This is a genomic window from Coriobacteriia bacterium (assembly GCA_041658765.1).
Taxonomy (GTDB): domain Bacteria; phylum Actinomycetota; class Coriobacteriia; order Anaerosomatales; family JBAZZO01; genus JBAZZO01.
In genome coordinates, this window is sequence record JBAZZO010000005.1 from 37,441 (window position 1) to 58,940 (window position 21,500).

The window sequence follows — 21,500 nt, forward strand, 5'->3', positions numbered from 1 at the left end:
ACGGTCTCTCGCTTCCCGCTGCCCGGACCTAGACGGCTTGGCCTGCGAACCGATATGTCCTCATGCCCGGAAACGCCGATGCTATGCGCGCCTCGATCTCGGCGAACTCGGCCTCGGGCACGTCGGCGCTTATCGCGATGGCATCGGCGCCGTTGCGCCCGACGGCCTCGGGGCCGCCTACCTCGATGCCGGCGAGCGTGTCCTTGAGGTACGAATCGCCCTCGTCGACGATCGCGACGATCTCCACTCCCGCGTCTCGCGAAGCGATCACGACGATCTCCGCGAGCTCCGTCGCGCCCCACAGCGCGAGGCGGCGCACACCGTCGGCGGACATCCTGGCGAGGTTGCCGGAGACGCGCGAACGGGCCTCTCGGTAGAAGCCGATGGTGTTGCGCGTCCACTCGACCGCCAGACCGCTCTTGGCGAGGACGCCCTTCTTCGTGAGGTGGTACGAGATGGAGCGGTTGTTCTCGCCGCGAACCTTCACGAGCCCTTTGCGCACGAGGGTGTGGATGCACGCGTTCACGATGCCGAGCGCGACGCCCATGCTCTGGGCGAGCTCGCGCTGGGAGAGGTTGGGATTGCGCTCGATGGCCTCGAGCGTGCGCAGGTCGCGCAGCGCCTCGGTCTCCTTGAGGAAAGCGTTGTCCTTCGACACTGTGCCCATCGCTCCGTCACATCGCCGGGAAGGCCCCGGGCGGACTGTTCGACTTGTGTACGGTCTACTGTTCAGTTACCGAACAATACGATAGTCTTCTGCAGGTGAAGGGTCAAGGCTGGTGTAGAATGAGCAGGGCTTCCGGACGAGGAGGAACGGCGATGGACGCGTCGCGGCGGGGAGTGTTCGAGTCAGGGGCGAAGACCGCGCTCGACGAGCACGATGTGATGGTCGCGGCCCTGCGTCCGCTCGCACCCGCGATCGCCGAGATGGCGGGCATCGTCGCCGACTGCCTGCGCGACGGTGGCCAGCTGCTCGTCTGCGGCAACGGCGGGTCGGCCGCCGACGCCCAGCACATCGCGGCCGAGTTCGTCGGCCGCTTCCTCAAGGAGCGGCGTCCCTGGCCGGCGCTCGCGCTGCACACCAACACCTCGGCGGTCACCGCCATCGGCAACGACTACGGCTTCGAGGAGACCTTCGCGCGCCAGGTGCTCGCACACGGACACCCCGGAGACGTGCTCTGGGCGATCACGACGAGCGGCTCGAGCCCGAACGTCCTGCGCGCGGTCGAGGCGGCGCGCGAGGCCGGGATGCGCGTCGTCGGTCTCTCCGGCGGCGAGGGCGGACCGCTCGCGAGCGCCTGCGACGTCTGCGTGAGCGTGCCGCACGCGAGCACTCCGCGGATCCAGGAGGGCCACATCCTCGTCGGCCACATCGTCTGCGGGCTCGTCGAGGACGAGCTGTGCTCCGAGACGCGCTGATCCTCGCCGGCGGGCTCGGCACGCGCCTCGGCGAGCTCACGCGCGAGACCCCGAAGCCGATGCTGCCCGCGGGCGGCGTCCCCTTCCTCGAGCACGTCGTGTGGAACCTGCGCCGCCACGGCATCGACCGCGTCCGCTTCTCCGTCGGCTACCGCGCCGAGGCGGTCCGCGCGCACTTCGGCGACGGGAGCGCCTTCGGCGTCGAGGCCACCTACACCGTCGAGGACGAGCCGCTCGGCACGGGTGGCGGCTTCCGCCTCGCCGCCGCGGACATGGACGCCGACGAGATGCTCGTCATCAACGGCGACACGCTCTTCGACCTCAACTACCTCGACCTCGCGCTCGCCTGGCGAGACAGCGGCGCCGACGCCGCGCTGGCGCTGCGCGAGGTCGACGACGTCGCGCGCTACGGCAGGGTGCGCCTCGACGGCGCGCGAGTCGCCGGCTTCGACGAGAAGGACGCCGCGGGCGGACCGGGGCTGGTCAACGGCGGCGTCTACGCGCTGCGCCGCTCGCTCGCGGCCGAGCTGCCGGACGGCCGTTCCTCGCTCGAGCGCGACCTCTTCCCGCGCCTGGCGAGCGAGGGACGTCTCGCGGGCCGCGGCTACCGCGGCTGGTTCATCGACATCGGGCTGCCCGAGACGCTGGCCGAAGCCGACGCGGCGATGCGGGCGTGGCGCCGGCGTCCGGCGGTCTTCCTCGACCGCGACGGCGTGATCAACGAAGACTCCGCCTACGTCCACACGCCCGAGGAGTGGCGCTGGACGCCGGGAGCCGTCGAGGCCGTCAAGTGGCTCAACGACGCCGGCTACCTGGTCATCGTCGTGACGAACCAGGCGGGCATCGGGCGCGGCTACTACACCGAGGCGGAGTTCGCCGCCTTCACGCGCTGGATCGGCGAGCGGCTGCGCGAGCGCGGGGCGCACGCCGACGCGACGTACCACTGCCCGCACCACCCCACCGCCGGTGTCGGCGACTACCTGCGGGAGTGCGAGTGCCGCAAGCCCGCGCCGGGCATGCTGCTGCGCGCGATCGCCGAGTGGGACGTCGACGCGGCGGGCAGCCTGCTCGTCGGCGACAAGCCCAAGGACCTCGACGCCGCGACCGCAGCGGGCGTGCGATCGGTGCTCTACTCCGGAGGCGACCTGCTCGCGTTCGTGCGGGAGGCGGTTGGAGGATAGGCTTCTGCTTGCCCTTTTTCCTTCTTTCCGTCATACTGCATCCATGACCAAGCAGAAGACCACCATCTACGTCGATGACGAGCTCCTCCGCGGAGCGCGCATCGTCGCCGCACGCTCTGGCAAGAAGGACTACGAGGTCTTCGAGGAGGCGCTTCGCTCCTACCTCGGCATGGAGACACTCGAGAAAGCCTGGGGCCGGAGCGATCTCACGGAGGACGAGGCGCTCGACCTCGCCTATCGCGAGGTCCACGTCGACCGCTGATGCTGGCGCGCGCCGTCCTCGACCCTGGCGTCCTGGTCGCCGCGCTCCTGTCCCGCGAAGGAGCGCCCGCGCGTCTCGTGACGGCGTGGTTCGACGGCAGTTTCGAGATCGTCACGTCACCCGCGCTGCTCGCGGAGCTCGCGCGCGTGCTCGAGCGGCCCAAGTTCCGGCCGTACGTCTCCGCCGACGAGGCGCGACGGTACGTCCGGCTCTTCGCGCGCGGTGGGCTGCTCTTCGATGACCCGCCGACGGCGCCTTGGGTACCGGCGGACCCCGGTGACGACTACCTGGTCTGCTTGGCGAAGGCCGCTCGCACGAACGCGCTGGTATCCGGCGACGCGCATCTGCTCGCGCTGGTGGACCTCGAACCGCCGGTCATGACGCCGCGGGCATTTCTGGAGAGGGTCGAGCGGTAGCAGGCCTCGGCCCGACGATACCGTGCAATATCACCACTTGCTGTTCAATATGCCAGCTATCGGCCCGCTCAGGAGCGACCTCGACGACTCGATCGTCGCCGATGAGGAGAGACCGATGGACGCGCTGCGGGCCGGGATAGACAGACTGCGATCGCCGTCGGGCATATCTCGCGAGACACCAGCGAAACCGCTGGTGAGGGCGAGATTCCGGGTACCTCTCGGCCCGAGGGGATGACGTCATAGGCAGAAAGAGGCAGTCTGTGCATGTGGATAGTGCAGACTGTCCAATCGTTGTTGGGAAGACCGGCGGCGACCTTGTCTCGCGCAACCGCGTGACGTATCATGTGCATGTCGTGTGTACGTCAGGAGGCTTCACATGAACACCAAACTCACCCTTCGGCTCGATGACAGGCTCATCGAGAGCGCCAAGCGCCATTCCGCAGAGACCGGCAGGTCGATCTCGCAGTTGGTCGCGGACTTCTTCGCCCTGATCGACGCCGATGCTGGGAAAGTCGAGGTCACGCAGCGCGTTCGCTCGCTTCGCGGAGTCCTCGCGGGATCCGGCCTGGACGAGACCGACTACCGGCGTCACCTCGAGGCGAAGTACCGGTGAAGGTGCTCTTCGACACCAATGTGGTGCTCGACCAACTGCTTGAGCGTGAGCCGCACGTTGACTCCGCGGAACAGCTCCTGAGCCTCGTTGATGCCGGACGTCTCGAGGGCCTCATCTGCTCGACGACCGCGACCACGATCCACTACTTGGCCTCCAAGGCCGTAGGGGCGCAGGCTGCGATGGAATTCATCCGCAAGTTGCTGTCGTTCTTGGACGTGGCCTGCGTGGATCGCGAGGTCCTTCGCAGTGCGCTCGATCTCGGATTCGCGGACTTCGAGGACGCGGTGATCCATGAGGCTGCTCGCCTGGCCGGTGCCGCCGCGATCGTGACTCGCAACGGCAGGGACTTCGCGCGATCGGAACTGCCCGTGTTCAGTCCGGCCGAGCTGCTCGCGGCTGTGCAGGCTGAATCGGAGTAGGCCGGCATTCCCAACCATGGCGTCCAGCGGACTGCGCTACACTTGCCGCTGAAGCCACAACCGTTAGGACTACGCCACGGGGGGCCAGTGGAACTGAGGGAGCTCGATCAGGCGGATCGCGTCGCCGTGCGCTCACTCATCCACCGCACTATCGATACCTGCTACCCAGCCGCGTACCCTCCGCGAGCGGTGGCTTTCTTCAAGACGTTCCACTCCGCTGAGGCTATTCAGGAACGCGCAACGGCCGGTCACGTCGTCGTTGTCGCCGAAGACGATCACATCGTGGCGACGGGTGCGGCGGTGGATGGCGAGATCACAGGGGTATTCGTCGTACCGGAACGGCAGGGTGAAGGACTCGGCTCACTGGTGATGGACGAGCTTGAGGCCACCTCGTTCCTGGCTGGGCATCGGGCGGTTCGCCTCAGCGTGTCGCTGCCCTCCCGGGGCTTCTACGAGGGCCGCGGCTACCACATCATCGAGGACTGTTCCATCGACGTCGGCGAAGGGCAACTGCTGGAGTACTGGGAAGCGGAGAAGCCGCTCGCGGGTGAGTCCTAACCAGCGCATCCGGACGGCAAGGAGCGCTAGATTGATGTGAGCGCACCGGCCGCCGCTGATGCGCCCGACGTTGGACCCAACCTCTTGGGTCGTAGACCAGCCGTCACTCCGATGCGCTATACTGTACGGAATAGCGTATGGAAATGGAGGCCGTCATGCCACTGCTTCGCCCCTCGGTTGACGTTCGCGCAGTCACGGAGTTTCGGGCTCACACATCGGCCGTGCTCGATCAGGTTCAGGCCACCAAGCGCCCCGTCATCCTCACACAGCACGGGCGCAGCGCTGCCGTCCTTCTCGATGTAGGCGTGTACGAGGGTCTGGTGGACGAGGTGGCCGTGATTCGCGACATCCGCACCGCGGAGGCTCAACTGGACGCCGGCATGGGGATTCCCCACGAGGTCGTCGAGAAGCGCCTTCGGGAGCGATATCTGAAGTGAGGGTGAAATGGTCCCCGCTCGCGGATGAGCAGGTGGACGACGCCGTCGCATACATCGCCCAGTACAACCTGACGGCTGCGCTGGAGTGGCTCGTGAGGGTTCTTGATCAGGTGAAGCCCCTGTCCCGGTTCCCAGACTCGGGTCGCGTGGTTCCCGAATTGCAGCGTGACGACATTCGGGAGCTCATCGTCAGCCCGTATCGGGTGATGTATCGCCGCAGCGACACGTTGGTGGAGATTGCGGCCGTGCGACACGAGGCCCGCGAGTCCGATCCCGAGGAGATAGCACGGTAGGGTGGGCGTAAGCGCTTCAACTCGACTCGTTCACCGTTGATCCATACTCGCGATGGGCGTGGATGACCTGCGAGTGCCGCCCGGCAATCGTCTTCACGTACTGGAGGGTGACCGTAAAGGACAGCACTCCATCTCCGTCAACGACCAGTGGCGCATCTGCTTCCGATTCGTCGACGGTGACGCCTACGACGTCGAGATCTGCGACTACCACTGAGACGAGGTGTGACATGAGTATCCCGAACACCGGCCGGATGCTGCGCCGGCCCACCCATCCCGGCGAGATGCTTCGGGAGGATTTCCTGCCGGACTACGGCCTCACGGTCTCCGGTCTCGCCGAGGCCATCGGCGTATCCCGCCAGTCCGTCAACGAGCTGTTGCGCTGTCGTCGCGCCGTCAGTCCGGAGATGGCACTGCGGCTCTCGCGGCTTTTCGGCAATTCGGCGGAGTTCTGGCTGAACGCCCAGCGTGCCGTCGACCTGTGGGATGCGGGTCAGGCCATCAAGGTCGAGGTCGACAGGATCGAGCCGTTGAGCGTCGCATAGCAGCGGCGTCCAGCAGACAATGCGCTGGTGAGATGTGCGGTTTTGGGCGGAAAGCGTGCGGCCGCGCATTGCAGTTGACGCCGCAGGCGTTCGGCGTATAACGCTTGCCGTTTAACGCGACGCGTTATACCATCGGTCCATGATCAAGTCGTTCGCGGATACCGAGGCCGAGAGGATCTTCCGGCGCGAGTTCTCCAGGAAGCTTCCCGGTGACATCCAGTCGATCGCCTTGCGGAAGCTGCGCATGCTCAACAACGCCCATGGGATCAACGACCTGCGTCTTCCGCCAGCGAATCGTCTGGAGAAACTGTCTGCCGACCGACAGGGCCAATACAGCATCCGCATCAACGACCGATGGCGCGTCTGCTTCACCTGGCAAGACGGCGACGCGTGCGACGTCGAGATCACGTACTACCACTGAGAGGAAGAGAGTCATGCCCAAGAAGATGCTCGCCCCCGTGCATCCGGGTGAGGTGCTGCTCGAGGAATTCCTCAAGCCTGTGGGTCTCAGCCAGAACCAGCTTGCCCTGAGCATCGGCGTCTCTCCGCGCCGCATCAACGAGATCGTCCTCGGCAAGCGCCGCGTGACCGCCGAGACTGCGCTGCGTCTGTCCGTCTACTTCGGCACCTCGCCGCAGTTCTGGCTCGGCTTGCAGGCCGATTTCGACCTCGACGTGGCGTCGGACGAACTCGGCGACCGGCTTGAGCGCGAAGTCCGTCCGCGCGCGATCGCTAGCTAGACGCGCCGCCCCACGCTCGCCGTCGCGACGAGGCGCGCGCCGCCAGGCAGCCCTTCGGCGACCACGTCACCCGCACCCACCGGCGCCTCGGCGACCACGCGCCCGGCCGCTCGCGCGACTTCCAGCAGCGCGTCGCGGTGGACCATGCCGTCGCTGCGCACCGCCACAAGCGGAAGCGAGCCGCCCCTCACGCGCACCGTGCCCGTGAACGAGCGCACGGGCGTCGAGCACTCGCAGCGCGCATAGTCACGCCCGCGCTCGCAGGCGGCGCCGCGCACCTCGATCGCGTCGCCGTCGACACGCACGCGCAGGCGGCACCCGGTCGGGCAGACGATGCAGACCAGCTCGCGCTCGGTCGCCTCAGCCAACGCGCACCTCCAGGTCGCCTCCGCCGGCGGAAAGCGCCGGGACGTCCACTGAGGCGAGCTCGGAGGGCGACAGATACGGGAACTGCACGGCGACGATGTCCTCTCCGTCACGCGAGACGGTCACGACCGCGCGCCGCAGCGGCTCGGCGACCCTGAAGGCAAGCGTCGCCGCCTCCCCCGCCACGAGCGTCTGGGGCACGACGTAGCGCACGTCGCCGGCGACGCGCACGGCGATCGGCTCGGCGCGCTCCCACGGCGCCGCGGCGTACGCGGCGGCCCTCTCCCCCGCGCGGCGGCCCTCGAGGCTCGCCCAGTCGGCGAGGTCGTGGACGTGCAGCGCGTTGCCGCAGATGAAGACGCCGGGCACGCTCGTCATGAGTCGCTGGTCGACGACCGGGCCGCCGGTGGCGCGGTCGATCGCCGCCCCGGCGCCGCGCGTGAGCTCGTTCTCCGGGATCAGCCCGACCGAGACGAGCAGCGTGTCGCACTCGACGACCCGGCGCGAGCCGGGCACCTCTCGGCCGTCGTCGCCGACGCCCGCCATCACGACGCCGGTCACGCGCTTGTCTCCGAGCACCTCCACCACCGTGTGGCTCAAAAGCAGCGGGATGCCGAAGTCGTTCAGGCACTGGCTGACGTTGCGCGGCAGACCTCCGGGCCAGGGATAGCGCTCGAGCACGCACTCGACGGTCGCGCCTTCGAAGGTCAGGCGCCTCGCCATGATGAGCCCGACGTCGCCGGAGCCGAGGATGACGGCGCGCCTGCCGATCGTGAGCCCTTCGAGGTTGACGAGGCGCTGAGCGGTGCCGGCCGACCAGATCCCGGCCGGGCGCGGCCCGGGGATCGCGAGCGAGCCGAACGAGCGCTCGCGGCAGCCCATCGCCGCGACGACCGCGCCGAGACGCAGCGTCTCGTGACCGCGCGGCGAGAGCACGTGGCACGCCGGGCCGTCCTCCACGCGCAGCACGAACGAGTCGAGGAGCACCTCGACGCCGGTGCCGTCGAGCTCTCCCACGAGACGCCCCGAGTACTCGGGGCCGGTGAGCGAGTCGCCGAACATCTCGAGGCCGAAGCCGTCGTGGACGCACTGGTTGAGGATGCCGCCGAGGCGCACGTCTCGCTCGACGAGGAGCACGCTCGCCCCCGCTCCGGCCGCCGCGCGTGCCGCGGCGAGTCCCGCGGGCCCTCCGCCGACGACGAGGACGTCCGGGTCGCGGCGCGCGCTCACGACAGCAGCTCCTTCGCCTCGCCGGGGAAGAGCTCGCTGCCCGGCCCCTTCGAGGTGATCGCGGTCGCGGCGACGCCGAGCTCGTCGCGCATGATCCCGACGACGCGCGGCGTGCAGAATCCGCCCTGGCAGCGCCCGGTACCGGCGCGACAGCGCGCCTTGACCGCGGAGAGCGTCCGCGCGCCGACCGGGTCGCGCAGCGCGGCGAGCACCTCGCGGCGCGTGACCTGCTCGCACCGGCAGACCACGGCGCGGTCGTCGGGATCGGTCTCGGCGCGCGCGGCCTTGCCCGCGGCGTCGAGGTCCTCGAAGCGTTGCTGCGCGCGCACCGTCGGGTCGAACCCGGCGCGCTCGGGGCGCTCGCCGAGGCGGCCGAGGACGAGCCCCGCCGCCATGCGCGCGATCGCGGGAGAGGCGCTCAATCCCGGCGACTCGATGCCGACGAGGCCGACGAAGCCCGGCGCGGTCTCCTCCACGACGAAGTCCGCCTCGCCGTAGCTGCCCTTCGCGATCTTCGCGCGGATGCCGGCCATCGAGGAGATGGCGTCGCGCCGGTCGATGTCCGGGCACAGCCACGCCGCCTCGGTGAAGAGCTGCTCGAGGACCGGGCCGGTGGTGGAGTAGTCGAAGCCGCCCGGGATGTATTCGGCGCTCGGGCCGAGGAGGGTGTTGCCCGCGATCGTCGGCGTGAAGTGCACGCCGAGGCCGCCGCTCTTCGGCGGGACCGGGTAGACCATCCGCCCGGGCACGCCCACGGCCGCCTTGTCGAGGATGAGGTACTCTCCGCGGCACGGGAACGACTCCCATCGCCCGAGCCCGGCGAGAGCCGCGACCTCCGGCGCCCCGACTCCGGCGGCGTTGACGACGACCGCCGCGCGCACCTCGGAGCCGCCCGCCGAGACCACCCACGCCTCGCCGTCGCGAACGATCGCCTCGACCGGTGAGAGCAGCGCGAACGCGCCGCCGTTGGCCGCGACGTTGGTGGCAAGCCGCGTGACGAGCAACAGCGACTCGACGATCGCGCCGTCGGCGGAGTGCAGCGCCGCGATGCCTCTCACGCGCGGCTCGAGCTCCTCGAGCTCGTCGCGGCCGATGACGCCGATGCGCTCGAGACCGTTCGCGCGGCCCTTCTCGCACATCGCATGAAGCGTGGGGATCTCGTCGTCCTCGCGCGCGACGACGAGCGTGCCGCACTCGCGAAGCGGCACCGACAGGTCCTCGCACACGCCGCGCATCGCGCGGCTCCCCTCGACGTTGAGACGCGCCTTGAGCGAGCCGGGCGTCACGGAGAATCCCGGGTGGAGCACGCCGCTGTTGCGCCCGCTCGCGCCGCGGCCGACGTCGGCCTCCTTGTCGACGACGAGCACGGAGACCTCGCGGCGCAGCAGCTCGCGGGCGAGCGAGAGGCCGACGACCCCGGCGCCGACGATGACGACGTCGTACGACTCGCTCACCTGGCGACGTCCTCGACCTCGGCGCACATGCGCTGCGCGAGGGCCATCGTCTCGTAGGAGCCGCGCAGGTCGAGCGCGGGCGGCTCGAGGACGCCTTCGCGCACGAGCCGCGCGAACGCCTCCATCTGCCGCACGTAGCCGACCTTGACGCCGACGTCCTCGGGGTCCGGCTCGATCACATGCGTCTCGAAGGACTTGCCGGTCCAGCGCCCCTCCTCGAGAGGGCGGAACTCGACGGTCACGCCGTCGCCGTAGAGCACCGCGCGCCAGCCGCCGGGCGAGTACCAGTTCGCCTGGTAGGTCCCGATCGCGCCGCCGTCGAGCTCCATCAGCGCCGCGAACTGGTCGCCGTGCGCCTCGCCGTACGCGCGCCGCGCGAGCGAGTGCACGGAGAGCACCTCTCCGCCGAAGAAACGCATCAGGTCGATCGTGTGGACGCTGTTCGCGTAGATCCACTCGTCGAGAACGCGATCCGAGAACTTGCCGCCCTCGCGGATGCGCCACATGCGCTCGTGGCCCTCCACCGTCACGCCGAGCAGGCGGCCGTGGACGCGTACGATATCGAGCCCCTTGCGGAAGACGGAGTAGAAGCGGCGGTTGAAGCCGACCATGCTGAGCAGGCACGCCTCTTCGGCGCGGCAGGCGAGGTCGTGGTTCTCCTCAGGGGTGAGACCGGCGGGCTTCTCGACGAAGAGCGGCAGTCCGAAGCGCATCGCCTCGAGGGCGACGTCGTGGACGGCCTCCTCGGAGACGAGCACCATCAGCGCGTCGGGCTGCGCCTTCTCGACGAGTTCGCCGACGGAGTCGGCGACGATCGCGACACCGTGCTTGGCGGCGAGCGGGACGCTGCGCTCGCGCGTGCGGGCACAGACTCCTGCGGCTTCGACGCCCTCGATGCGCGCGATCGCCTCGAGGTGGCGCTCGGCGACCCAGCCTGCGCCGATCAGACCTATGCGGACGGGGTCCATGTCGCCTCCTAGGTGATCGGGCAGACGTCGTCGTCCTTGCCGAGCAGGCGGTTGAAGTGCGGTAAGAGCGCGGTCAGGACGAACTCGTGCGCGGGGAAGGTCTCCTTAAGCGTCGGCAGCTCGCACTTCTTGCCATGGAGTATGTCGGACGCGAACGCCTTCGTCATGTGGCTCACGGTCCAGTCCTCGTCGATCGGCACCTGCGTCCAGGTCCAGCCCTCGCTCTCGAGGCTGGCCCACGCACTCTTACCGAAGTGGTCGACGACGAACCGCGCGCCCGGCGCCGCGATGGTGACGACATCGGGCGCGGTGTTGGAGCCCGCGAACGAGAGGCAGAAGTCAGAGCCGCCGTCCGTCGCGCCGAGCAGCGTCCCCGATAGGTCGAAGACGTCGCCGCCGCGCTTCGACGGGTGCAGCATCTCGTCGACCCGCCCGCCCTTCACGTGGATGCGCTCGCCGCCGGTGTAGAAGGAGAAGAGGTCCGCCGCGTGCACGCCGTTGTTGCCGAGGCCGTGGTTGCCTCCCACGTCGGAGAGGAAGAGTGGCTGGCCCGAAGGCAGCAGCGACTTGATGTGCTTGTGGATGCCGTAGGTGCGCGTCTTGCAGTTCACCCACACCGAGAGCTGCTTCGAGTCCGCGAAGGACATGAGCTCCTCGTACTCGCGCACGCTGCGCGTGACGACCTTCTCGATGAGGAAGGTCTGCGCGCCGAGGGAATCGGCGAGCCGCATGACGAGCTCGCCGCGGCCGGCCGACTGCGTGGCGACGATGCAGAGGTCGGGCTCGGCCGCCGACTCGTCGGGCGAGGCGTGCCAGTGGTACTCCACGCCCGGCGTCGCCGCGCCGCCGACTTCCGCCAGGCGCGTCCTGCCGAGCTCGAGCGAGGCCTCGCTCGAATCGATGACGTGCACCTCGGCGATGTCCGGCAGCTGCGCGACGGCCTGCAGATGGCGGGTGCCCAGCTGCCCGCACCCGACGAGCAGCACCTTGTAGCCTTGTGTCATGGCGTGCCTCCCGGCGGTCAGCGGTCGTTGGCGGCGCCGGTCAACGCGCGGTACACCGGCATGAAGTCGTCATAGTATCTGGACCCCGGCGCCAAGAGATTCGTGAGCGAGATGGCGTCTCTGTCGAGGACGCGGTACTTCACCCATCGGGCGGCCGATGCGAGGAGCCCTCGCCGACTCGCTCGCCGGGTCTCCGCTGCACGCATGGCAGAGAGCTTGGATCGAAGCACGTTGGTCAGGTAGGCCAGGAAAGCCTCCTCGACGACCGCAAGACCCTCCGCGACGGAGATGCCGTCCTTCTCGGCGACGCGACCTGCGATGACCTCTCGAAAGCCGAGATAGGCCGGCCGCCATCCCTCTCTCATCATCCAATCGATCGGACCGGGCAGCGAATACTGTCGATCGTGTACCTGCCTCACCACCTGCAACTTCTCGAGTTGCCGGCTAGGTCCTTCCACGACCGACAGACAACACGGAAGCAGCTCCGATTCGAAGGATTTATCCGGCAGCGAGACGTCCGGATACATAGCCCGCCACACCGCGGCCCTCTGCACCGAGAACAGCATGACCGAGTAGTCGGAGAGGTAACCCCGAAGACGCGCGGCCGCCGTCGCGCCCTCTACCGGCTTCAGCGCGGCGTAAGGACCGGCGGTCACCACTCTGCCCCGCGGGCCGGAGTCATCGAGCACCACCGTCGCGCCGACGCCATGCGCGCTTGAGTACCCAGGCTCCAGATCGAGGAAGGTCATGGACTCCTCGAGCCCCGCCGGCACGAGGAAATCGTCATCGGCAACGAACACGGCGTATGGGGTGTCGAGAGCGAGCACGAGTTCGCGAAGGCAGTCGCGGTCATTCAGGCCGGGACATTCTTGATAGACGACGTCGAGACGACCCTCGAAGCGTTCAATGTCCGCGCGCATCGCCGCGACCACGTCGGCTTCGCTGGAATCACCAATAACGACGCGATGGCGGAAACGAACTCCGGAGTAGTAGTCGAGAAGCCGAAGCACGAATCCTGGACGACCCATGGTCGGTATCATGATGGTCAGGCGGGGATCCTCCGCAAGCCCGAATGGACGACCCGTCCTCAAGATGTCACGAGGCATCGGGTCGGGCCCCTCCATCGATCAGGATGTCGCGCTCGATCGAGTGCGAGAGCATCTCGCGAACGGCTTCGACCGCAGGTTCGCCGAACGTGCGGCGCATCATGTCCTGATAGGCGGGGTCGTTGAAGTACTCGACGAACGCCTCGTCCCGGAAACGCAGGACCTCCTCCGAAGTCAGCCGCAGGGTCGGAAGCGGTAGCGTCTCCCGAGAGAATTGCGAGTAGCCCCGCCAGGTCGTGGGAAGCCTCGTTCCGTCACGCAAGGCATCCTCGTAGAGTCTGCTTCCGGGGTAGGCCATTGTCACGTAGAAATTGGCATACTCGCAGGCGAGATCCTTGGCCAGGCTGAGCGTATCCTGCATCGACATGCTGTCGTCGTCGGGAAGCCCGAACATGTAGTTGCCCAGAGCCCAGATGCCAGCCGCCTTGGTCATCCGAATCGCGCCATGGATCTCTTCGGCTCCGTAGCGCCCCTTGTGGACAACATCGAGCGAGGCCCGGCTGCCCGACTCAATCCCATAGGCTAGCCAGCGCATGCCGGCGCTACGCATACGCTCGAGCATCTGCTCGTTCACGGTGTCCACGCGAGAGTACGCCCACATGTTCAGGTCATATCCACGCTCGATGATCCGATCGCAAATCTCCAGTACATAACGCTCCTTGAGCACGAAGCACTCATCGAGAACCTTGATGTTCTTGACACCGTACCGTTCCACCAACACCGCAATGTCCTCGACCACCTTCTCCGGTGAGCGGAAGCGAACCCCGGGCTTGCCTGCGAATAGCTTGTTGAGCGAGCAGAACGAACAGTCGAACGGACAACCCAGGCTTGCATAGACAACGCCGTAGGGCTGCCTGTGATCCAGATCGTGGAAACAGTGCCAGTTATGCGCGCGATATGCCCTCATCGGAAGAAGATCCCACGCCGGCGTGGGGAGTTCATCGAGATTCTTAAGGGGCGTAGCCTGCGGCCAGGAGACGAGGACCGAGTCCTCATCGAGGTAGTTCAGTCCTGGAATCCCGCTGCCGTGGGCGTTGCCCGACTCCTTGATGACCTCAACGAGCCGCACAACCGTGTCGAAATCATCGCCCTTGCAGACGTAGTCCGCTCCTTCGTTGCGCAGCGTTCGCTCAGGCAGCGCCGATGGATGCAGACCCCAGAAGAAAGTGGGGATGCCGCCAGCTACCTGATGTAGTGCCTCGTGGTAGGCCGTCGCTCCGTCCATGTTCCACGTGGATGCCGACAGGTTGTTACCGATGACGATGAAACCCACTACGGTTGGCGACCACTCCGCCAGCGTGGATGCAGCCTGCTCGGGACTCAATCCCTCGGCCTCAATATCTAGGATGCGCACACTGATACCGCGATCGCGAACATAGGCCGCGCACAGAGCCGCCCATAAGGGAGGTTCGATCGCAGAGAGGGAGCCACTCAATTGCCCGTAGACCCGCTTCTGATCTCCCGGGCGCACGAGCGCCAGATCGACGTCACCCATCACAACCTCCTGTCGTTCGAGCTGACAATTGCTTTCGTTCCTCGGAATCGAGCTTCAGGAGCCACGCCATGCCACGCCACCTGTCCTCATCACTTATCTCATGCATCATGAGATCCCGGTAGCTCGAGACCTCGCTCTCGTGGACCCAGATCCGGCTGGTGCCGAAGGTCGGTAGCCCGGCGACGGCGACGTCCTCGATGCCCTTCGACGCGAGCAGCCGCTCGAGGACCGGATCGGACGCGAAGTCCTCTCCCGTGTATCCCTCGCGGGTCGACTCCATGTTCAGCGCCTTGCTGCTGGTGCCGGGCACCACGACGAGCGCGCCTTCCTCGCCGACGTCGGCCAGCGACGAGATGCGGCGGACGTCGAGCCGCGAGAGCAGCTCCGGCGGAAGGACGCCGAGCAGCGCGTCGTTGAAGGGCGTGTCGTACGCGTACACCCGCGTCGCTCCTTCGCGCTCGAGCAGCGCCGCGAGACGCGCGGGCGCCATGCGTGCCGGGAGGACGTCGCCGAAGAAGACCCGCGCGCTCCACGCCGCGTTCGCCGCGACGATGACGGCGGCGGCGACCGCGGCGGCCGCGACCGGCGCCCCCGCGTCGAGCGCCACGCGCGCCGCGAAGGCGATCGCGGCCAGGACGCCGAGAAGCCCGGGGAGGTAGGACCGCGCGAGCTGCGGCCCGCGGGTGATCTCCCCCCACGCGATCGGCGAGATGCTCACCAGCGCGACGCCGAACAACACCGGCCATTCGACCCGCCCGTCCCAGGCGGCGAGCTTCAGCCACCCGACGGCCGCGATGTACGCGAGCGTCGGCACCGGCGCGACGCGCATCAACACGCGCCACACCCACAGCCAGCCCGCACCACGCATGTCGTCGGGGATGGGCGTCCCGCGCTCGGCGAAGTACTCGCGGTAGAGCCGGAAGTGGCCGAAGACGGCGGCGATGCCCCAGTACGAGAAGTAGCCGCGCAGGTTGGCGACCACGCCGGGAAGCAGGAGGACGAGGACCGCGGCGAGGAAGCCGGCGAAGAACGGCGCGAGCACCGTGGCGAGCGTGATCGCGCCGAACGTCGAGGCGTACGCCGTCCCCGCGATGATACCGACGGCGAGCGCGCGCAAGGCTGAATAGGCCATACGGACCGCCCGCGCGATGTCGCGCGTCTCCGCGGAACCGCCCGCGAGCCTCAGCACCCACTTCGGCGCATCGCCGGCGGCCGCGCGCTTCGCGGCTCCGCGAAGGAGCGCCTGCAGCGGCAGGACGATCGCGAAGCAGGCGGCCGCGCCGAACGCCACCGTGCCCGCCCGGTCGTCCCACGGGCGCGAGGCCCATCCCGCGTCCGCGATCCCGGCGGTCGCGACGAGCAGAGCCGCGGCGACCGGTGCGATGAACTTGCGCGCCGAGGCGGACGAGAACTGCATCCACCCGAAGGCCGCTCCCGCGACTGCGAACAGCGCGGCCGAGACGAGACCGCCGACGCCCGACGCCGAGGCCTGAAGCAGCGCGACGCAAGCGAGGAACGGGACCTGCGCCACGCAGACGTGGCCTCCCATGAGCGCGATCTGCCACGGCCACTGGCTCGTGAGGTAGAGAGATGCGACGAGCAGGCCGGGCCCAGTCCCCCACCAGCCGCGCGCTACCACGAAGACGAGCACCCCCGCGAGCGCGTTGCACCAACCGCACAGCAGCACGAGCGGCCGGTCGGACTCCGCGCCCAGCCCGGTGAGACGCTGGAACAGCGCGACGCCGATTATGACGACGTCCTTCATGTACGACTTGCCGCCCGAGGAGCGGTGCATGTCGGACGGCCAACGCCAGGTGCGCGACTGCGCGGCCGTCGCCGCCTGCTTCTGGTTGTCGGTGGCCGTGCCGAAGAACGTGATGCCGCGCGTCGCGCGGGCGAAGCCGAGCCCGAAGACGATCGACGCGACGCACACGGCGAGGAGGGCGGCGTCGAGCGTCATGTCAGCGCGTCGACCTCCGGCGACCCGTCGCTCGGCTCGAGGTCCTGCATCTCGACTAGGCGACGGTAGACGCCGCCGAGGGCGAGCAGCTCCTGGTGCGTCCCCTGCTCGGCGACGCGGCCGTCCGCCACCACGAGGATCGTGTCGGAGTCGGCCACCGTCGAGAGCCTGTGGGCGATCGTGACGACGGTGCGCCCCTCAGCCACGGCGTCGAGCGCCTCCTGCACTATCTGCTCGGACTCGGTGTCGAGCGCCGAGGTGGCCTCGTCGAAGACGAGGATCTCGGGCTCGGCCAGGATCGCGCGGGCTATCGCGAGCCGCTGGCGCTGGCCTCCCGAGATCAGCACGCCCCGATCGCCGACGGTCGTCGCATAGCCGCTCGGCATGGCGGAGATGAAGTCGTGCGCGTACGCCTGGCGCGCCGCGCGTTCGACGGCCTCGTCGCTCGCCTCGGGGTCGGCGAAGGCGATGTTGTTGCGGATGGTGTCGTTGAACAGGAACGTGTCCTGCGTGACGACGCCTACGCGCCGGCGCCACGACTCGACCTCGATCTCGCGCAGGTCGACACCGTCGACGAGGACCGCTCCGCCCTGAGGGTCGTAGAAGCGCAGGAGCAGCTCGGCGATGGTCGACTTGCCGCCGCCGGACGGTCCCACGACGCCGACCTTCGCGCCCCGCGGTATGCGGAAGGACATCCCGCGCATCACCGGGGTGCCGGGCTCGTACGAGAACTCGACGTCGCGGAACTCGATCGCGCCTTCGAGGCGCTCGAAGGAGCGCGTCCCCGAGGGAAGGTACTCCTTCCCCGTCTCGGAGAGGAACGCGTCGAGCTCGTAGAGTGTCGGCAACTTCTCCATCACTCCCGCGCGGACCGTGTTCAGCTGCTTCACCGGCACGATGAGGCGCGCGAGGATGAGCATGAAGGTCAGCAGGATCCCCAGCCACGCCTTGCTGTCGTGCGAGACGAGCAGCGAGCCCACGACGAGGATGGCGGCGAGGACGCCGATGCCCACGACCTCGAAGAGCGGGCCGATGAGCCCCACGAGCTTCGTGGACCGGTAGCGCGCCGCGTTGTACTTGACGTCCGCCTCGACGAAGCGCTCCGTCATCAGCTGCTCGCGGTTGAACAGCCGGATGACCTTCATCCCGTGGATGACGTCGAAGAGCGTGCGGCTGAAGGCGTAGCGCGTCGCCACCAGCGCGCGACCCGCGTCCATGATCCGCCGCGTCAGCCCCGTCAGCACGAACGACGCGAAGGCGACGAGAGCGATCGAGACGACGGTGAGCTTCCACGACAGCAGCACGAGCAGCAGGAGCAGCCATCCCATCGTGAACAGCTGCGGGAGAGCGGCGCCCACGAGGTTGACGATCGCCCCGGCGGTCGACTCCGTGTAGCCGTCGATGACCACCAGCAGGTCGGACGTGCGCTGCTTGTTGAGGAAGCCCATGCCCACGCGCATCGTCTGCGCCGCGCAGTCGTCGCGGTAGTGACGCACGACGCGCACCTGCAGCCGCGCCGCGACCACGACGGTGGTGTAGATGAGCATGCCCTTCACGAGCGTGATGGCGAAGAGCAGCACGCCCACGACCTGGAGACGCTCGCGCAGCGGGAAGCTACCGAGCGCGGCGTACACCTGGTCGAACGGGAACGGGATCGCCAAGCCGCCGGCGGTCGCGCCCGACCCGCTCATGCCCTGGAGTATCGGGAAGAACAGGGTCATCCCGACGCCCTCGAGCAAGGCGGAGAAGACGCTGGTGCACACGAGCGCGCCGACGAGGAGCCGGTGGCGGCCGAGGTAGCCGAGGATGCGCGTCCGCGCGTTCACGACCGTCCTACGTCCGCGCGCCGACGAAGCGATCGATCGTGGCGATGAAGTGCTCCATGTGCCTCTCGTCGAGGTCCTGGTGGACGCCGACGTGCAGACCGTGCTCGCCCGCGTACTCGGCGTTCGGGAACTGCCCGAGCTCGTATCCGAGGAACTCGAAGCCGGGGCACTGCGTCGGCATCGACAGGAAGAGGTTGCGCGAGTCGATGCCGTTCGCCGCGAGGTCGTCGACGAGGTCGTCGCGCGTGAACGGCGCGTCGGGGCCGACGATGACCGGGAACGCGTGCGGCCCGATCATCTCGTGCTCCTCCTCGTGGATGCTCGTGAGCATCGGGGCGAAACGGTCGAAGCGGTCGAGGAGGTACGTCAGGTTCGCCCGGCGCCGCGCCAGATGCTCGGGCCACGCCTCCATGTTCCCGATGCCGACGGCGGCCTCGAGCTCGTTCATCTTGCTCGAGTAGCCGACCCTCTCGAAGACGAACCGCTTGTCGACGCCGTCGACGAAACGCTTCGCGCACGTCTCGGAGCCGAGGTTGATCACGCACACGGAGCAGTTGCACGAGCGGCCGTGGCTGCGCAGCGAGCGCAGTATCTCGGCCTTGTCGGGGTCGTCGGTGGTGACGATGCCGCCCTCGACCGTCGAGATCATGTGCGCGACGTAGAGGCTGTACGCCCCCATCTCGGCGATGGAGCCCACGTCGCGGCCCTTGTACTTCGTGCCGTGCGCCTCGGCGGCGTCCTCGATGACGTGGAGGCCGTGCTTCGCGGCGATCGCCATGATCGCGTCCATGTCCGCCGGCTTGCCCATGAGGTGGACCGGCATGATCGCGACCGTGCGCTCGGTGATCGCGTCCTCGATCCTCGACACGTCGATGTTGAGCGTGGAGAGCTCGACGTCGACGAAGACCGGCGTGAACCCGGCGTGCAGCACCGCGTTACCCGTCGCGACGAACGACAGCGACGGCACGATGACCTCGTCACCGCGATGGGCGCCGTAGTCGTGGAGCACCGCGAGCGCGAGCGTGTCGGCGTCGGTGCCGCTGCTGAGAGCGACGGCCTCCTTCGTGCCGATGAGCTCGGCAAACCGGCGCTCGAAGTCGCGGACCAGCTTGCCGCTGGAGAGGCGACCCGACTCCATCACCTCGGCGACGAGCCGCTTCGCGGTATCGGTGACGGACATCGTCCCGAACGGCATCTCTATGCGATCGCCCAACGCTTCTACCTTCCTTCGCTTCCGGAGGCGCCGGACCCTACGACGCCGTGTCGCCGTAGTACATGATCTGGCTGCCCGTGGTGTCGAACCTGAAGCCGACCTCGAGCAGCGAACCGAGCGCCTCGCGTACCGAGGCCTGTCGCTCGGGCGGCACGAAGAAGAGCATGAAGCCGCCGCCGCCGGCGCCCAGCAGCTTGCCTCCGACGGCCCCCGCGCCGCGCGCGGCGTCGTGGATGGCGTCGATGTCGCTCGTCGAGATCTTCTCGGTGAGCGAGCGCTTGAGGCGCCACGACTCGTCCATGAGCTCGCCGAAAGCGCGGATGTCGTCGGATGAGGCCAGCACGGCCTTCGCCTCCTCGACCATCTCGTGCATGCGCGTCAACTCGGAGAGCCGCTTCGGCGTCTGTTCGATCTGGGCGGCCGCGATCGTCGAAGCGTATCGCGAGAACCCGGTGAAGAAGAGCATCAGGTGGTCCTGGAACTCGTCGAGCCGCTCGCGCGGGAGGATCATCGGCTCGACGGCGAAGCGCCCGTCGCGGCGGAACGAGATGCGGTTCAGACCTCCGTACGCGCACGCGACCTGGTCCTGGCTGCCGACCGACTCGGCGAGCATATCGCGCTCGACGTGGATGGCCTCTTCGGCGAGCTGCTGCTTCGTGCGCATGCGATGCCTCAGCGCGTGGACCGAGTTGAGGATCCCGACGGTGAACGCAGAGGACGAGCCGATGCCCGAGCGGGCGGGCAGGTCCGCGTCGTGGTGTATCTCGACGCCCTGCTCGACCTCGAGCATCTGTAGCACCGCGCGCACTGCCGGGTGCTTGATCTCCTCGATGGTCTTCACGTTCTCGATGATCGAGTAGACGATGCGATGCTTGTGCTCGAAGAACGGCGGCAGGTTGCGGCACGTGATGTAGCAGTACTTGTCGATCGTCGTGGAGAGCACCGCGCCGCCGTGGTCCTCGTACCAGGCCGGGTAGTCGGTGCCGCCCCCGAAGAACGAGATGCGGAACGGTGTCCTGCTGATTATCACGGGGTGTCCTCCGTCGCCGCGCTACACGTTCGCGTACTGGTTGCGCTTGGTCACCTGGTACGCCTTCACGAGCTCGGCGATCCCGGCCTGCAGGTCGTACTCGCAGCGGAAACCGGTCGCCTCAAGCTTCTCGTTGCTCACGACGTAATCGCGCTTGTCCTCGTCCTCGCCGATCTCGGCGCGCACGAAGTAGAAGTCCGGCACCTGCTTGACGATCTCCTCGCACAGCTCCCATTTCGAGAGGTTCGCCGAGGAGAGGCCGAGGTTGTAGGCCTCGCCGCTCATCGTGTCGGCGTTGCCCAGCGCGTGGATGAACGCGCGCGAGACGTCGCGGACGTGGACGTAGTTGCGCTTGAAGTCCGCCTCGAAGAGCACGATGAAGCGGTCGAAGACCGCGCGGTACGTGAAGTCGTTGACGAGCAGGTCGATGCGCATGCGCGGGCTCGTGCCGAAGACGGTGGCGAGCCGGAACGCGATCGAGTTCCCGGCCTCGAGGATCATCGCCTCGGCCTCGCACTTCGTCTTGCCGTAGAGCGAGATCGGCTTGATGGGCGTCTCCTCGGTGCAGAACCTGCCCGCCTCGCCCACGCCGTACCCGCTGTTCGTGTTCGGGTAGACGATGAGCTGGTCGGCGCTGCGCACCTTGAGCATGTCGCGGATGGCGTCGACGATCGTCGTCTGCGCGGCGATCGGGTCCTTCTTGCACAGTGGCGCGCCGGTGAGGCATGCGAGCGGGAAGATGACATCGGCGTCGCGCAGCAGGTCCTTCATCAGCGCGTTATCGCGCACGTCGCCGCGCACGATGCGCAGCTTGGGATCGGCGCAGACGTCGAGCAGCGTCGCCTGGCCGAACATGAAGCTGTCGACGACCGTGACCTCGTGGCCCTCGCGCAGCAGTGCGGGGACGAGGATCGAGCCGATGTAGCCGGCACCGCCGGTCACGAGGATGCGCATGCGTGGCTCCCTTC

General features: G+C 68.1%; 25 protein-coding genes and 1 pseudogene. 13 read left to right on the forward strand and 13 right to left on the reverse strand.

The features are described 5' to 3' along the window. Positions 1 to 28: 28 nt before the first annotated feature. A complete protein-coding gene (locus WC971_04505; protein MFA5844076.1) occupies positions 29 to 667 on the reverse strand; it encodes a winged helix-turn-helix transcriptional regulator in 639 nt (212 codons plus the stop codon). A 218-nt stretch (positions 668 to 885) separates the two neighbouring features. Here WC971_04505 and WC971_04510 point away from each other — a divergent pair, with 218 nt between their 5' ends. The 13 genes and pseudogenes from WC971_04510 to WC971_04570 all read left to right on the forward strand — a co-directional run bounded on the left by WC971_04510 (position 886) and on the right by WC971_04570 (position 6,880). After that, positions 886 to 1,419, forward strand: a complete 534-nt coding sequence (locus WC971_04510; GenBank protein MFA5844077.1) for a D-sedoheptulose 7-phosphate isomerase — start codon at positions 886 to 888, stop codon at positions 1,417 to 1,419. Next, positions 1,401 to 2,600: a D-glycero-beta-D-manno-heptose 1,7-bisphosphate 7-phosphatase gene (gene gmhB, locus WC971_04515; GenBank protein ID MFA5844078.1), complete on the forward strand. Its 1,200-nt coding sequence runs from the start codon at positions 1,401 to 1,403 to the stop codon at positions 2,598 to 2,600. Before WC971_04510 ends, gmhB begins: the two co-directional genes overlap by 19 nt. Positions 2,601 to 2,643: 43 nt before the next feature. Next, the gene (locus WC971_04520) at positions 2,644 to 2,862 is read left to right on the forward strand and encodes a hypothetical protein (protein MFA5844079.1); all 219 of its coding nucleotides are present in this window, start codon (positions 2,644 to 2,646) and stop codon (positions 2,860 to 2,862) included. Then, entirely contained in the window at positions 2,862 to 3,278 is a 417-nt protein-coding gene (locus tag WC971_04525; GenBank protein ID MFA5844080.1) for a putative toxin-antitoxin system toxin component, PIN family, read from the forward strand. Before WC971_04520 ends, WC971_04525 begins: the two co-directional genes overlap by 1 nt. Before the next feature lie 376 nt (positions 3,279 to 3,654). Then, complete coding sequence (locus WC971_04530; protein ID MFA5844081.1) at positions 3,655 to 3,891, forward strand: DUF6364 family protein; 237 nt, start codon at positions 3,655 to 3,657, stop codon at positions 3,889 to 3,891. Further along, positions 3,888 to 4,310, forward strand: a complete 423-nt coding sequence (locus WC971_04535; GenBank protein MFA5844082.1) for a PIN domain-containing protein — start codon at positions 3,888 to 3,890, stop codon at positions 4,308 to 4,310. Before WC971_04530 ends, WC971_04535 begins: the two co-directional genes overlap by 4 nt. Positions 4,311 to 4,397: 87 nt before the next feature. Then, entirely contained in the window at positions 4,398 to 4,868 is a 471-nt protein-coding gene (locus WC971_04540; GenBank protein ID MFA5844083.1) for a GNAT family N-acetyltransferase, read from the forward strand. A 155-nt stretch (positions 4,869 to 5,023) separates the two neighbouring features. Continuing rightward, entirely contained in the window at positions 5,024 to 5,305 is a 282-nt protein-coding gene (locus WC971_04545; GenBank protein ID MFA5844084.1) for a type II toxin-antitoxin system Phd/YefM family antitoxin, read from the forward strand. Positions 5,306 to 5,307: 2 nt separating this feature from the next. Then, positions 5,308 to 5,598, forward strand: a complete 291-nt coding sequence (locus WC971_04550) for a type II toxin-antitoxin system RelE/ParE family toxin (protein ID MFA5844085.1) — start codon at positions 5,308 to 5,310, stop codon at positions 5,596 to 5,598. Between the two features lie 46 nt (positions 5,599 to 5,644). Next, positions 5,645 to 5,812 (forward strand): annotated as a pseudogene (locus WC971_04555) (type II toxin-antitoxin system RelE/ParE family toxin). 13 nt (positions 5,813 to 5,825) lie between these two features. Then, the gene (locus tag WC971_04560; GenBank protein MFA5844086.1) at positions 5,826 to 6,140 is read left to right on the forward strand and encodes a HigA family addiction module antitoxin; all 315 of its coding nucleotides are present in this window, start codon (positions 5,826 to 5,828) and stop codon (positions 6,138 to 6,140) included. A 139-nt stretch (positions 6,141 to 6,279) separates the two neighbouring features. Further along, on the forward strand, positions 6,280 to 6,561 hold the full coding sequence (locus WC971_04565; GenBank protein MFA5844087.1) for a type II toxin-antitoxin system RelE/ParE family toxin: 282 nt from the start codon (positions 6,280 to 6,282) through the stop codon (positions 6,559 to 6,561). Positions 6,562 to 6,574: 13 nt separating this feature from the next. Further along, complete coding sequence (locus tag WC971_04570; protein MFA5844088.1) at positions 6,575 to 6,880, forward strand: HigA family addiction module antitoxin; 306 nt, start codon at positions 6,575 to 6,577, stop codon at positions 6,878 to 6,880. On the opposite strand, the gene WC971_04575 is transcribed toward WC971_04570, so the two are convergent. From WC971_04575 to WC971_04630, 12 genes are read right to left on the reverse strand one after another with little or no spacing between them, the layout of a single operon-like run. Beyond that, a complete protein-coding gene (locus WC971_04575; GenBank protein ID MFA5844089.1) occupies positions 6,877 to 7,248 on the reverse strand; it encodes a DUF1667 domain-containing protein in 372 nt (123 codons plus the stop codon). The two genes, WC971_04570 and WC971_04575, sit on opposite strands and share 4 nt — an antisense overlap. Beyond that, positions 7,241 to 8,476: an FAD-dependent oxidoreductase gene (locus WC971_04580; protein MFA5844090.1), complete on the reverse strand. Its 1,236-nt coding sequence runs from the start codon at positions 8,474 to 8,476 to the stop codon at positions 7,241 to 7,243. Before WC971_04580 ends, WC971_04575 begins: the two co-directional genes overlap by 8 nt. Beyond that, on the reverse strand, positions 8,473 to 9,930 hold the full coding sequence (locus WC971_04585) for an NAD(P)/FAD-dependent oxidoreductase (GenBank protein ID MFA5844091.1): 1,458 nt from the start codon (positions 9,928 to 9,930) through the stop codon (positions 8,473 to 8,475). Before WC971_04585 ends, WC971_04580 begins: the two co-directional genes overlap by 4 nt. Continuing rightward, entirely contained in the window at positions 9,927 to 10,898 is a 972-nt protein-coding gene (locus WC971_04590) for a Gfo/Idh/MocA family oxidoreductase (protein ID MFA5844092.1), read from the reverse strand. Before WC971_04590 ends, WC971_04585 begins: the two co-directional genes overlap by 4 nt. 8 nt (positions 10,899 to 10,906) lie before the next feature. Then, positions 10,907 to 11,902, reverse strand: a complete 996-nt coding sequence (locus WC971_04595) for a Gfo/Idh/MocA family oxidoreductase (protein MFA5844093.1) — start codon at positions 11,900 to 11,902, stop codon at positions 10,907 to 10,909. A 17-nt stretch (positions 11,903 to 11,919) separates the two neighbouring features. Continuing rightward, a complete protein-coding gene (locus WC971_04600; GenBank protein ID MFA5844094.1) occupies positions 11,920 to 13,026 on the reverse strand; it encodes a TIGR00180 family glycosyltransferase in 1,107 nt (368 codons plus the stop codon). Then, positions 12,998 to 14,503 (reverse strand): radical SAM protein, encoded by a 1,506-nt coding sequence (locus WC971_04605; protein ID MFA5844095.1) that lies wholly within the window; start codon positions 14,501 to 14,503, stop codon positions 12,998 to 13,000. Before WC971_04605 ends, WC971_04600 begins: the two co-directional genes overlap by 29 nt. After that, positions 14,496 to 16,463 carry a hypothetical protein gene (locus WC971_04610; protein ID MFA5844096.1) on the reverse strand — a complete coding sequence of 656 codons (1,968 nt, stop codon included), beginning with the start codon at positions 16,461 to 16,463 and terminating at the stop codon, positions 14,496 to 14,498. Before WC971_04610 ends, WC971_04605 begins: the two co-directional genes overlap by 8 nt. Then, complete coding sequence (locus WC971_04615) at positions 16,460 to 18,289, reverse strand: ABC transporter ATP-binding protein (protein MFA5844097.1); 1,830 nt, start codon at positions 18,287 to 18,289, stop codon at positions 16,460 to 16,462. Before WC971_04615 ends, WC971_04610 begins: the two co-directional genes overlap by 4 nt. 7 nt (positions 18,290 to 18,296) lie before the next feature. Then, on the reverse strand, positions 18,297 to 19,502 hold the full coding sequence (locus WC971_04620) for a DegT/DnrJ/EryC1/StrS family aminotransferase (GenBank protein MFA5844098.1): 1,206 nt from the start codon (positions 19,500 to 19,502) through the stop codon (positions 18,297 to 18,299). 37 nt (positions 19,503 to 19,539) lie between these two features. After that, positions 19,540 to 20,532, reverse strand: coding sequence for a kinase (locus tag WC971_04625; GenBank protein MFA5844099.1), 993 nt, complete (start codon positions 20,530 to 20,532; stop codon positions 19,540 to 19,542). Between the two features lie 21 nt (positions 20,533 to 20,553). Next, complete coding sequence (locus WC971_04630) at positions 20,554 to 21,486, reverse strand: NAD(P)-dependent oxidoreductase (GenBank protein ID MFA5844100.1); 933 nt, start codon at positions 21,484 to 21,486, stop codon at positions 20,554 to 20,556. Between the last annotated feature and the right edge of the window lie 14 nt (positions 21,487 to 21,500).